The following is a 12,861-nucleotide window of genomic DNA, read 5'->3' on the forward strand; positions in this document are numbered from 1 at the left end:
TGGTTTGAATCCAATGTGAACTTGTTCACGTAGAGCTTTGGCTAGCGTGAATTCGACCGGGAAATTCGGCCGGATCAAGCAGCACCGGGCCTCTCAAACCAAACCAACTTTCGAGGTGAAGTGATGAAATTGACAAGACTTCCAGTTCAGGCCTGCGCGCTGGCGTTGTGCGCCATCGCCGCGGGCGGCGCGCTCGCATCGAGCCACCGCGAGGCGCCGTCGATTGCCGGGTCGCCCAAGCTCGACGGCACCGACTTCTACATGTTCCGCAGCTACGACCCAGCCCGTACGGCCTACACGACGCTGATCGCCGACTACCAGCCCGACCAGAGCCCGTACGGCGGACCCAACTACTTCAATATGGACCCGAACGGCCTGTACGAGATCCATATCGACAACGTCGGCGATGGCAAGGAACACATCACGTTCCAGTTCCGGTTCCAGAACACGTTGCGTGACATCGCCCTTCCCATTAACGGCGTGAAGACCTCGATTCCACTGGTGCAAGCCGGCGGCATCACCGGCCCGAACCAGCCGACCAGCAATCTCCGCGAGACCTACACGGTGAACGTGGTGCGTGGCCCGCGTCGGGGTAGCCTGGGTGACCCGGTCAAGAAGCTCGACGGCACCACCGTGTTCGACAAGCCGACCGACAACATCGGCGAGAAAACTTTCGGCGTGGCGCCGGGTTATGCCAACTACGCAGCCCAGCACGTGTACGACGTCACCATCCCCGGATGTGATGCGCCGGGCAAGGTCTTCGTGGGTCAGCGAAAAGATCCCTTCGTCGTCGCACTCGGTCCGATTTTCGACCTGATCAATCTCGCACCGCTGGGCTCCGTCAACGTGCCGAATTCCGATTCGCTGGCCGGCAAGAACATCACGTCGCTCGAAATGGAAGTGCCCACCTCCTGCCTGACCACTGCCGGCAGCACCGTCATCGGCGGCTGGACGACGTCGAGCGCACGCCAGGGACGACTTGTCGCCAGCCCGCCGAAAAGCGGCCACGGCACCACCTACCTCAACGGCGGCGCATGGACCCAGGTGTCGCGACTCGGCATGCCGCTCGTCAACGAACTCGTGATCGGGCTGAAGGACAAGGATCGCTTCAACAATTCGCAACCGAGTGACGACAAGCAGTTTCTGCCGTACGTGACAAACCCCGCGTTGCCAGCGCTGATCGAAACCTTGTTCCCCTCCGCCAAGGCTCCGACCAACTTCCCCCGGACCGACTTGATCGCTACATTCCTGACGGGCATCGACGGGCTCAACAAACCAGCCAACGTCGTGCCGTCGGAAATGCTGCGTCTGGAAACGAAGATCGCGCCGACCCCGATGGCGAACCAGAGCAACCTCGGCGTAGCCGGAGGCGACCTCGCGGGCTTCCCGAACGGACGTCGCCCGGGTGACGACGTGGTGGACATCGAGTTGCGCGTGGCCATGGGTGCACTCTGCGTGTTGACCACCGATACCGACAAGTTCAAGCTTGGCTGCAAGCCATCGGACGCACCGGCCGGTAGCCTGCCATTTACCGATGGCGCACTGCAGACGCCAGCCGCGTTCCCTGCCGTGTTCCCATACCTCAACACGCCGCTGCCAGGCGCCGTGACCCAGCAGCAGCCGTAAGGAGTTAGGACCATGAAGAACAAGCTTCTGAAACTGGGCGTCGTGCTCGCTGCGGCACTTGTGCTCACGGCCTGCGGCGGTGGGGGTGGCGGGGGCGGTTACGTGCCGATCGTCACCGCACCGCCAGCGCAGAATCCCCCGCCGCAGACCACGCAACCGCCAGTGATGGCCGATGCCTACGACAGCTTCGTCGCGTATGTGAAGCAGCTGGTCGCCAGCGTTTCGGAAACCGACCCACCGGCCGACGTGTCGAAGTTCGACCCGCCGCCGACATCGGAAACCAAAGACCCGGTCTCTACGCAATAGAGAAGGCCCAGTGGTCGCGTTCGCATGATCCGATACGGTGCCGCCGCAGCCTCGCTGCTCGCGGCGGTACTCTCGATCTTCGTCGCCCGCGGCACGGCAAATGCCGTGCCGCGGGTGCCGACGAGCGACAACGAGATCGTCGAATCGCTTCCTTCTGTGGCAGGCTGGTCACGCGAGGAGCGTCGTCTCCGTCGCGAACTGGTCCAACGGCCGCGCGACGAGGGCACTGCCCTCGAAGCCGCCAAAACTTACCTCGATCTCGCGCGTTCGCAAGGCGACGCGCGCTACGCCGGCTACGCCATGGGCGTGCTGCAGGCATGGCAACCACTCACGGCGACCACGCCCAACCGCATCCTGGTGATGCATGCGACGGTCGCCCAATTTCTTCATGACTTCGATGGCTCGGAGCGCACGCTCAAGCTCGCGCTTGCTGCCGACCCGTCTAACGCCCAGGGCTGGCTCACGCTGGCGACCATCCTCCGAGTGCGCGGCCGCTATGCCGATTCGGATGCGGCATGCCGCTCACTGGTCAAGCTGCGACAGAACCTCTATGCCGTGGCGTGCCTGGCCGAGAACGCGGGCCTGCGTGGCGACCATCGCGGCGCGCAGGAGTCGTTGCAAAGCCTGCTCGACAGTCCGCCGCTGAAAGATCCGCGCCAGAACGCGACGCGGCAATGGCTGCTGACGACAGTGGCAGAAATCAATGAACTGGCAGGCCGTGCGCCCGCTGCCGATACCGCCTACCGCCAAGCGCTGGGCGCCGAGCGCGCAGGCTACGACGTGCTGGCCTACAGCGACTTTCTTCTGAGCCAGAACCGACCAGCTGAAGTCTTGCCCCTGCTCAAGTCCGAGCCGCGCAGCGACGCCGTGCTGTTGCGCATCGTCATGGCCACGCAACGGCTCGGCGAACAAAAGAAGTTGACCGCCTCGCAACGCGCAACGGCGCAGAGCGACGTGGACGAACTGGCCGCGCGATTCGATGCCGCGGCGCTCCGGCCCGGCAGCACGGTGCTGCATGCGAGAGAGCACGCGATGTTCGCGCTCGACGTACAAAAGGATGCGCACCGCGCGCTCGAGCTCGCGCGGCTCAACGTGCAGTTGCAGCGCGAGCCGATCGACCTGCTTGTGTTCGCACGAGCCGCCGCCACGGCCAACGACGATGCGGCGCGTGCAGAAGTCAAGGCGTTGATGCAGCAAATCGGGCTGCGCGATGCGCGGGTCGATGCGGTCTTGTGATGAGGCGTGCCCTTGTCGTTCGCGTCCTTGCTGTGCTGGCGATCGGCATCGTGTTCATCCTTCCCGCGCAAGCCCACAAGGCCAGCGACGCCTACCTGCAGTTGAGCCGTGCCGGCGACCAGTTGAACTTGCGCTGGGACATCTCGCTGCGCGATCTCGACGCGATGCTCGACATCGATAAAGACGGCGACCAGAAGCTGAGCTGGGGCGAAGTCAAGGCACGCATGGACGACATTCGTGCCTATGCGCTGGCGCACCTGCAATTGCAGCAAGGGCGCTGCGTGTTGAACGAAGCGCAGCCGCCCGCCATCGAAAGCCGCGTCGACGGCACCTACCTCGTGCTGCAGCTTCAGTCGCAGTGCGCTGCGGGCGATCGCCTCGATGTCGACTACCGGTTATTCAAGGAAGTCGACCCGACGCACCGCGGCTTGTTGCGCGTCGACATGGGCAGCGCTGCGGCTCCGGCGCTGCGGTCGCTCGATCCGGTGGGCGGAGCAGTTGGTGTGGCGCTGCCGCACGATGCGACGACTGCGTCACCCTCACCTGAATCCTCCGGCGACACCAGCTTTCTCCTCGACGGCATCCATCACATCCTGATCGGCTACGACCACATCCTGTTCCTGATCTGCCTGCTGCTGCCCGCAGTGCTGGTGCGCACGCGCGAGGGCTGGCGGCCGGTAGCGCGGTGGCAGCAGGCGGTGTGGCCGATGTTGGCGACCGTCACGATGTTCACCCTTGGCCACTCGATCACGCTGGCGCTGGCGGGGCTCAAGATCGTGTCGCTTTCACCGCGCCTCATCGAGCCGGCCATCGCGCTCACCATCATCGTGGCGGCGGTCGACAACATCGTGCCATTGCTGCGCGGGCGCCGTCGCATCTTCACTTTTCTGTTCGGCCTGATTCACGGCTTCGGCTTTGCGAACGTGCTGGCCGAGCTCGACTTGCCAGTCGCGAGCTTCGTGTCGGCATTGCTGAGATTCAACCTCGGCGTAGAGGCCGGCCAGTTGATCATCGTGACCATTGCGCTGACGGTCTTGCTGGCACTGCGGTCTTGGCGACGCTACCCGCCAGTCGTGTTGCGCGGCGGTTCGGTCTTTGCGGTGATCGTTGCCGCGCTGTGGTTTATCGAGCGGGTCTTCGACCTGAAGATCCTGCCGGTCTAGCAGCTCTGATTGGAGCAGGCAGCTTGCCGACCACTTGCTCATCAACGCCGAGTGGTCGCCGTTGCCCGGGCGGCGACTGTAGCCTGGGAAGTCAGGGGTCGAAGCGGCGCGAGCGACCGCGCGCCCACATGGATCGAGCTCGACTGGCCGGCGAGCTGAACGCTCAGACCTGCTAAGTTTTTTTCGATGGGCTTTTCGAGGCGTCCTTCGGGAAGTCCAGCATGTCCATCGCTTCCTTCAGGCTTTGCGCCGCACCCGCCAAGTCGTCCCACGGCTTGTTGCCGATGTCGAGGCGGCTGTGAATGTTCGCGAGCTTCCACTGGTCACCACCGGTGACGTGGTCGATCTCGTCCCAGCCGATTGGCACCGACACGCCAAGGCCCGGCCGGGAGCGCAGCGTCCATGCACACGCCGTCGTGGCGCCGAACCCGTTGCGCAGGTAGTCGACGAAGATCTTGCCGACGCGATTGCGTGGCCCGCTCTTGGCAACGAACATCTGTGGCAGCGTGCTCGCCAGATGCTGGACGATGGCTTGCGAAAAGTCCTTCACGGTGTCCCAGTCGAGTTGCTTGCGAATGGGCACCACGACATGCAGGCCCTTTCCGCCGCTGGTTTTCACGAAAGACCTCAGCTCCAGTTCTTCCAGCAGCACGCGGACCAGCTTGGTAGCTTCCTGGATGGTCGCCCAGCTAACGCCCTCGCCGGGGTCGAGGTCGAAGGTCATGCGGTCGGGCTTGCCGATGGATGTCTTCACCGCATTCCACGTGTGGAACTCGATCACGTTCATTTGCGCTGCCGACAGCAGGCCTTGCATGGTCGGTATTTCGAGGTAGCGGCCGTGGTCAGGATCGAGCGCGGGGTCGAGCTCACGCACGCCGGGCAGCTTGTATTTGTCCAGGTGCTTTTGAAAAAACAAACTGCCGGCGATGCCATCCGGCGCACGCAGCAAGGACACCGGGCGGTTCTTTAAGTGGGGCAGCATCAAGGGCGCAATCAACGCGTAGTAGCGGACGATGTCGATCTTGGCGGCGCCGGTGCTGGCGTCCACTACGCGATCGGGGCTAGACACCTTGAAACCCGCGGGCAACGAGGTCGCGAGCGAAGGCTTGTCTGCTGCGGTCTTGGCGGTCTTGCTGGATGCAGGCAACGATTTTCTTGCCTCCTTAGTCGCTGTTTTGGCTGGCACTTCGGACGACACTTCACTCGATGTCTTCCCCGACATCGACGCATTTTGAACATGCACCGGTTTCTCCCGCACGATGGCTGTCGGCGGCTTGTCCGTTCTCAGCCCATGGAACACAGAATGGCGCACGCTGCCTGTCGTCGTCCATTCGCCGAAAGAGACTTCTGCGATGAGTTTGGGCTCGACCCAATGGGCCTTGCGATCGATCGCAGTCTTCGCAGAGAAAGGGCTCTTGTCGGCCGAGAGCGCATCGAGTTGCTTCCTCAATTGCGCCAGCGATCGCGCGTTGAAGCCGGTGCCGACGTTGCCTGCATAGCGCAGTGCACCCTTGTCGTCGTGAACACCCAGCAAGAGCGACCCGAGACCAGCGCGCGATCCCTGCGGATCGGTCCAACCACCGATGACGAACTCCTGCCGCTGGGTGCATTTGAGCTTGATCCAGTCCGGCGAACGGCTGGCGCGATAGATGGAATCCTTGCGCTTGCCGATGACGCCTTCAAGGCCGAGCTTGCATGCGGACAACGTGATGTCGCGGCCCGACGCGTCGAACTCGTCGCTGAAACAGATCGCGTCGGAATCGATGCCGTCGACCAGCGACTTGAGGATGCCACGCCGGTTTTCCAACGCCACTTCGCGCAGGTCCTGTCCGCCGCAGAACGGCAGATCGAAAACGAAGTAGACGATGTCTTTGGTGCGCGCCTTGTCGAAGGCGTTCTGCAGCGCCTGGAAGTCCGGCACGCCCGCACTGCCATGGACGACGATCTCACCGTCTAGCCAGCACGGTGGCAACCCGGCCTTGCGCAACGCTTGGGCCAAGTGCTCGAGCTTGTGCGTCCAATCGTGGCCGTTTCGGGTGAAGAGATTGACGTTGGAGCCGTCGACGCGTGCCAGCAGACGGTAACCGTCGAACTTGATCTCGTACAGCCAGTTGGCAGGGTCGGACGGTGGCGCGTCGACCAGCGTGGCGAGCTGCGGCTTGAGCGCGGGCGGCAGCTTGGCTCGCTTGATCCCTGGAATGCCGATGGGCTCGATTGGTGAGTCATCCGCCTTAGGGGTCTTCATCGTGCGTTCGCCTCCATCCGGTGCTGGCAACTTCGCGACGCTATCGGGCAGCTCATCGACCACGCTGTACTCGGTGGCGGAGCGCTCGTATGCATCGTGCTCCTTGATGAGCAGCCAGGGCGGTTGCTTGTCGGCGTCCCTGCCCTTCATGCGCACGAGGGTCCAATGCCCATGCAGCTTGTGGCCATGCACCTCGAACTTGAGCTTGCCGGTGCGATAGCCCTCGCGCGCGTCGCCGATCGGCGCCCAGGTGCCTTTGTCCCAGATGATGACCTTGCCGGCGCCGTACTGCTTATCCGGGATCTGCCCTTCGAAGCTGTTGTACGCGATGGGATGGTCTTCAACCTGCACTGCCATGCGCTTGTCCGCCGGGTCGAAGCTCGGACCCTTGGGCACAGCCCAGCTTTTCATGGTGCCGTCGAGCTCGAGGCGCAAGTCATAGTGCAGGCGCGTCGCCCAATGCTTCTGGATGACGAACTGCAGACCGCGCTTGGACTCTGCACGACTCTCGCCGCCGTCCTGCGGCTCCGGCGTGATCGAGAAGTTCCGCTTGGCCTTGTAAGGCCCGAGTGCATCGTGTTTCGCCATGGCGATGCAGCCTAAGCCCGAGTCCCCTTCATGCACTGTAGGACGGCGCAGCGTCGCTGCATGAGGTCAGGTGAGAAGCCCGAGCCTCTGCTGCCGAGCACCTTGATTCGGGCCCGGTTCGGATAGTCGACGCTCAGTGCTTGATCAGCAACTTGAGAACGTAGACGATGACCGCGCAGATCAGGATGGCGGCAACGATGCGCCCCCACGGCAGGCCGCCGTGCGACCGCGCCTGCACGAAATCCGCCCGGCTCAAAGGCGTGAACTTGCTGTGGTCCGGCTTGTCTCGCGCCCAATCATGGAAGTTGTCGCGTTCGGTGTTCATGTAAGCCATTGTATTTACACCTTGAAGCACTGGTAACGCCATTCAGGGGCAAAAACCTGCCTCTCGTCACCTGCTGCCAAGGCGCGACTCAGCGTGCGCCGGTCGCGTACTTCGCTTCCAGCGCATCCAGCGCCGGCTTAGCTACCAGCCGCTGCCGCTCCGCGAACGACACGACCAGGGCAGGGTCCTCGTCGATGCGCCCCGTCTCACGCAGCACTGTCAGCGCTTTCTGCATGCCAGCGACGGCGCCCTGCAACGCCGCATTGGCATAGAGCACCAGGCCGTAGCCCAGCCCGGCCAGTTCGTTGGCACCGAAGATCGGCGTCTTGCCGCCGATCACCATGTTCATCAACTGCGGCCGCGCTAAGCGCTGCGGCAGCGCGCGAATCTCGTCGACCGTGGTCACGGCTTCGACGAACAGGATGTCGGCACCCGCTTCGCTGAACTTCTGCGCGCGTTCGAGTGCCGCCTCGAAGCCCTGGGTAGCGCAAGCATCGGTGCGCGCGAGGATGAGCAGGTCAGGGTCGGTGCGAGCATCTACCGCGGCCTTGATCTTGGCGACGGCTTCGTCGGTGCTGATGACATCCTTGCCCGAGAAGTGGCCGCAGCGCTTGGGCGAGACCTGGTCTTCGAACTGGATGCAATCGGCGCCGGCACGCTCGAGCACGCGCACCGTGTGCCGCACGTTCAGCGCGTTGCCGAATCCGGTGTCGGCATCGACGATCAGCGGCAGGCTGACCGCGTCGCGGATTCGTGCCGTATGGTCTGCAATCTCGTGCAGGCCCATGAAGCCCTGGTCGGGCAGGCCGAACCACATGTTGGTGACGCCGGCGCCGGTGATGTAGATGGCCTCGAAATCCAGGTCCTCGATGACGCGGGCGGAGAGGGCGTTGAAGGCACCGGCCACCAGCACGCCGCGGCGCGCCTCGGCCAGCGCGCGAAGGGTTTTGCGTGGGCTGCTTGACATGAGGTGGAGGGTAACTCCCCTCAATCCTCCATCCTCCGCACTCGGTGCTCGCGCGACCAAGCAGCTGTGCGCCTCGCTGTAGTTTCCCGAGAGCCGGCCCCATCCGTTTGAACAGATTCCGAATCTTTTCAAGTGGATCCTGCGGGGTCAGGCTGCCCTGGCCGATAGCGGTGACGGCGAGTCAAAGAGTGCCCGGCAGCTGTATCAGTCGTCGGGTATTGGCGCAAAAACTTGAAAAAAGTGCCGCACTTCAGGCGCGAGCAACGACCACTCCGTTGGTGGGATCAACCTGCTTGAACGGCACGGCGCCAGTGGTCTGATCGGCCTCCGGCGGGCTGCCGGCCTCGATGAAAAGGCGCTTGATCATCGGGTAGCGCGCTCGCACCTCGCGCTGTAGCGTCGAGATGGTGGCGGCAGCCTGGTCGGTGGCGGTGCCGTCGTCGAAGTCGAGATCGATGGTCACCAGCGCGTCATCGGGCCCGATGTACATCGACAGTATTTCCCCGACGCCGTTGACGCCCGGATGCGCCAGCGCCAAAGCACGAATCTCGCGCGCCGTTTCCGGGCGAATGCCCTCACCTATCAGCAACCCGCGCGACTCGCGAATGAGCAACACCGCCACGCCCACCAATAGCACCCCGATGACCACCGACGCCGCGCCGTCGAGCGCCGGCATGTCGAGCCGGTGACTGGCGTAGATGCCGACGGCCGCGACCAACAGACCGGCCAGTGCCGCCGAATCTTCCGCCAGCACCGTGTAGGTCGTCGGGTCCTTGCTGCGGTGGAGTGCTGTCCAAAACGGCTGCCCGTTGGTCTGGCCAATGAACTGCTTCAGTGCGATGGTGAAGCTCGTGCCTTCGAAGACGAAGGCGGCGGCCAGCACGATGTAGTTCCACATTGGATCGCGCATCGGCTCGGGATTGCGAATGTGCTGGATGCCTTCATAGAAAGACACGCCGCCGCCCAGACCGAAGATCAGTACCGCCACGATCAGGCTCCAGAAATAGAGCTCCTTGCCATGCCCGAAAGGGTGCTCCGGCGTTGCGGGCCGCTGGCTCAGCCTAAGGCCGACCAGCAGCAAGATGCCGTTGAAAGTATCGACCGCCGAATGGATGCCCTCCGACAGCATGGCCGAGCTGCCCGTAACGCCCGCGACGACGAACTTGGTGACGGCGATCGCCACGTTGGCGCCGATCGCGCCATAGATTGCAGTTTTGGATTCGGCCATGCGTGCATGTTGACGGAACCCGGTCGATCAGCGTGTGGGACTGTCGAGCATCAAGATGAACCAGCGCAATCCCTGCGTGTCCCAGATCTGCCGCCGTGCGGAATCGCGCGCGTACCGATGGCGTCTTTCACGCCGTCATTGTCTCCAGAACGCGAACACCGAGGTTCTTTTTTTGAGGGTTTTCCCTAGGTTTTCCGGTTCAAAATTCAGCCCATGGACAGCAATCGACACCACTTCCGGACCCGTCGAGTCATCCAGAACACCTAAGGAAATTGAAATGAATACCTCGAAGATCCTCGCTGCCGCTGCACTCACACTCTTCGCCGCCGCTGGCGCGCAAGCAGAAACCTATGACGGCGTGCACGCGCTGACGCATGAAGCCAACCGCACGCAGGTGCAGGCTCAGGCCGTTGTCGCCGCACACAGCGAAAACCCATACGCTGAAGGCGCCGACTCGGGTGTGCTGACGATCGCGTCGTCGACCGACCGCAGTGGTATCCGTGCGCAAGCCGTCGCTGCAGCGCACAGCCCTAATCCATACGCTGATGGCTACGGACAAGGCGTCTTGACGCTGGCCGGCAGCACGCTCGACCGTGCCACCGTGCGCGCGCAAGCTCGCGCTGCGGCACGAGGCATCAACTCGGCTTCGCTGTAAAAACCGGTGCGCGCCGGGACATAATCCTGGCGCGCAATTTGCATCCGGCAGAGCGCAGAGTAGAAGCGTTCAGCCCGGGGCGAGTTTTCGCATTTTTCGCACTCGCGGCAGGAAATTGCTCTTTCAAGTTCGTATCCACACACGCAACCCGAAGGACTTTTCATGCTGGTCACCCAACAACCCGTTTTTCGCAAGTTCTGGCATGCCGTCATGCCGCTGACCGAACTTGCCAACGGCCCCAGACCTTTCAAGCTGCTCGGCGAAGACATCGTGCTCTTCATGGATGCCGATGGAGAGCCGGCCGCGCTGCGCGACCGTTGCTGCCACCGCACCGCGAAGCTGTCCAAAGGCTGGTGCGTCGATGCCGAAGGCAAAGCCTGCGGCCAGGGCGCGATTCAGTGCGGCTACCACGGCTGGACCTACGACCGCAGCGGCCAGGTCGTTCGGATTCCCCAATACGAAGCAGACCGCGCGATCTCGCCCGACTACAAAACGCCGGCCTACCACTGCACCGCTCGCTACGGCTTCGCCTGGGTGGCGCTCGAAGACCCGATCGCCGACATTCCGGCGATTCCCGAATTCGACGACCCGGGCTATCGCACGATCTTCCAGTTCTACGAAACCTGGAACACCAGCCCGATGCGCGCGCTCGAAAATTCGTTCGACAACTCGCACTTCAGTTTCGTGCATCGCGGCACTTTCGGCGTGGCCGCCAGCCCGAAGCCGAGCAAGTACAACCTGGTCGAGAACGACAACGGGTTCTATGCCGAGACGGTGATCGAAGCGGTCAACCCGGAGAAGTTTCACGCCATCAGCGGCGTGACCGAGCCGATCACGACGCGACACATGCGCAACGCCTACTTCTTGCCCTTCTCGCGCCGGCTCGACATCGAGTATCCAGCGCCAACCGACGGGGACGGACAGCCCGTCAAGCCGGGCAAGCGACACATCATCATCAACTGCTTCACGCCGATCGACGATGGCCACATGCAGCTGTGCCAATGGCTCTTTCGCAACGACACCGAAGCCGACTGCGCCGCGCAGATGCTGACGGCCTTCGATGAAGAGATCACGCGCGAAGACAAGGACATCCTCGAATCGACCGACCCCGATGCGCTGGTCGACACGCGCCGGCGCGGCGTCGAATATTCGATGGATTCTGACCGGCCCGGCATGTTGATACGAAAGCATCTGATGCAATTGCTGTCCAAGCATGGCGAGGCCGAAGTCCACCGCGCCATGAAGGTCGTCACGCTACGGCAGGCCGCCTGATCAGACGGCTTTGTCGTCCTCATCACTGCTGCCCTTGAGCATGTCGCGCAGCATTGCAAGCGCCGCTTCCGCCGTGGGCGCCATGACGGTGGAGCGTGTCAGCATCAGGTTCATGCGCTGGCCCAGGCCTTCGACCAGCACGCCGCTTTGGGTCTCGCGCAGATTGCCGTCCGAACCTGGCGTGGTCGGGATGACCGCGGCCACGCGGCTGGCGTAGGTGCCTTCGGGCACGCCGTACGTGACCACCGGCTTCTGCAGGGCAGCGGCAAAGCCGACTTCGAAAGCCGTGCCCGAATCCGGCTCGACACCTCGAAAGCTCATCAAGTTGGCGATCACGCCATCGGCCTCTTGCATGAGTGCCACGTTGCCGTCGTAGATGCGCTGCGCCAGTTCATCGTCGGTTCCGACGAATCCTTCGGAGATCCCGCCATCGGACGGAACTAGGCCGACCATGCCGAGTCGTTCGCAATGGGCCAGCAAGCTCTGGAAAATCTGCTTGCTGTCGGGAAAGAAAACGTCGGGTCCGGCGAGGTAGACGCGGGGACCGGTGGCTCTGGCTTTCATTTCTTGCATCCCATCTCAAGGCAGCGGCAGTTCGATGGTGCCAGCCAGCGGAACCTGATCGATGCGCTCGGCGCTGGCGATGACGATAGCGCGCTCAGACGAATTGGCACGTTCTCCCAGCACGCGCCACAGGCAGCGAATGGAGCCCGCGTCGAGCGCACTCGTCGGTTCGTCCAGCAAGGTCAGCGCCCGACCGGAAGCCAGCGCGCTCGCCAGCCAGACCTTGCGCTTGGAGCCGGTCGACAACATGTACATCGGCTTGTCGATGTGCGGCGTCAACGAAAACCCATCGACCAAGTCTCGCCACGCGCGCTCGTCGAATGCCGCGTCGCCCTCGCGCAAGGTCGCCGTGCATGCGCGCGCCGTCATCTGATCGAAAATCGATGTCCCTGAGTCGACGAAGAACACGTTGCGTCGATAGGCTGCAGGGCTCTCGTCCAATCTCACGCCCGAGAGCGTCAATCGGCCGCCGGCGGGCTGCACGCCGGCCATGATTCGCAGCAAGGTCGATTTGCCGCCTCCGGTATCGCCGAACATGAGTGTCACGCCAGAGCCGATCGATGCAGACCAACCACTGGCAAGGGGCGGTTGCTCCGGATAAGTGAAGTTCAAATCCTGTATTTGCAGGAAGGGGGGATTCAACGCGGTGTTCATCTGCGCCACCGTACCTCAATGCCGAAGCCGAC

At 63.1% G+C, this 12,861-nt stretch carries 12 protein-coding genes; 6 read left to right on the top strand and 6 right to left on the bottom strand.

All coding sequences use genetic code 11. The annotated features are described in order from the left end of the window. Positions 1-123: 123 nt before the first annotated feature. The 4 genes from RCH10_RS05590 to RCH10_RS05605 are packed head-to-tail and all read left to right on the top strand — an operon-like array spanning position 124 to position 4,331. Positions 124-1,626: a DUF4331 domain-containing protein gene (locus RCH10_RS05590; protein ID WP_409051612.1), complete on the top strand. Its 1,503-nt coding sequence runs from the start codon at positions 124-126 to the stop codon at positions 1,624-1,626. A gap of 12 nt (positions 1,627-1,638) precedes the next feature. Further along, a complete protein-coding gene (locus RCH10_RS05595) occupies positions 1,639-1,932 on the top strand; it encodes a hypothetical protein (protein WP_409051613.1) in 294 nt (97 codons plus the stop codon). Between the two features lie 24 nt (positions 1,933-1,956). Continuing rightward, positions 1,957-3,168: a hypothetical protein gene (locus tag RCH10_RS05600; protein WP_409051614.1), complete on the top strand. Its 1,212-nt coding sequence runs from the start codon at positions 1,957-1,959 to the stop codon at positions 3,166-3,168. Further along, complete coding sequence (locus RCH10_RS05605; protein ID WP_409051615.1) at positions 3,168-4,331, top strand: HupE/UreJ family protein; 1,164 nt, start codon at positions 3,168-3,170, stop codon at positions 4,329-4,331. The genes RCH10_RS05600 and RCH10_RS05605 overlap by 1 nt, the downstream gene beginning before the upstream one ends. Positions 4,332-4,503: 172 nt before the next feature. Here RCH10_RS05605 and ligD read toward each other — a convergent pair whose 3' ends face one another. The 4 genes from ligD to RCH10_RS05625 form a co-directional block, all read right to left on the bottom strand. Next, complete coding sequence (gene ligD, locus RCH10_RS05610; protein WP_409051616.1) at positions 4,504-7,164, bottom strand: DNA ligase D; 2,661 nt, start codon at positions 7,162-7,164, stop codon at positions 4,504-4,506. 133 nt (positions 7,165-7,297) lie between these two features. Next, positions 7,298-7,489 carry a hypothetical protein gene (locus RCH10_RS05615; protein ID WP_323497895.1) on the bottom strand — a complete coding sequence of 64 codons (192 nt, stop codon included), beginning with the start codon at positions 7,487-7,489 and terminating at the stop codon, positions 7,298-7,300. Positions 7,490-7,577: 88 nt separating this feature from the next. Then, positions 7,578-8,456: an oxaloacetate decarboxylase gene (locus RCH10_RS05620; RefSeq protein WP_409051617.1), complete on the bottom strand. Its 879-nt coding sequence runs from the start codon at positions 8,454-8,456 to the stop codon at positions 7,578-7,580. 250 nt (positions 8,457-8,706) lie between these two features. Then, the gene (locus tag RCH10_RS05625) at positions 8,707-9,684 is read right to left on the bottom strand and encodes a cation diffusion facilitator family transporter (protein ID WP_409051618.1); all 978 of its coding nucleotides are present in this window, start codon (positions 9,682-9,684) and stop codon (positions 8,707-8,709) included. Between the two features lie 277 nt (positions 9,685-9,961). Between RCH10_RS05625 and RCH10_RS05630 the strand changes: the two genes are divergently transcribed. Continuing rightward, positions 9,962-10,339, top strand: coding sequence for a helicase SNF2 (locus RCH10_RS05630; RefSeq protein ID WP_323497898.1), 378 nt, complete (start codon positions 9,962-9,964; stop codon positions 10,337-10,339). A 162-nt stretch (positions 10,340-10,501) separates the two neighbouring features. Continuing rightward, positions 10,502-11,611: a Rieske 2Fe-2S domain-containing protein gene (locus tag RCH10_RS05635; RefSeq protein WP_409051619.1), complete on the top strand. Its 1,110-nt coding sequence runs from the start codon at positions 10,502-10,504 to the stop codon at positions 11,609-11,611. Here RCH10_RS05635 and RCH10_RS05640 read toward each other — a convergent pair whose 3' ends face one another. After that, positions 11,612-12,175 (bottom strand): nucleoside 2-deoxyribosyltransferase, encoded by a 564-nt coding sequence (locus tag RCH10_RS05640; protein ID WP_409051620.1) that lies wholly within the window; start codon positions 12,173-12,175, stop codon positions 11,612-11,614. It lies immediately after the preceding gene. A 15-nt stretch (positions 12,176-12,190) separates the two neighbouring features. Continuing rightward, positions 12,191-12,829: an ATP-binding cassette domain-containing protein gene (locus RCH10_RS05645; protein WP_409051621.1), complete on the bottom strand. Its 639-nt coding sequence runs from the start codon at positions 12,827-12,829 to the stop codon at positions 12,191-12,193. Between the last annotated feature and the right edge of the window lie 32 nt (positions 12,830-12,861).

Source organism: Variovorax sp. GrIS 2.14, assembly GCF_046115955.1.
GTDB lineage: Bacteria > Pseudomonadota > Gammaproteobacteria > Burkholderiales > Burkholderiaceae_C > Variovorax.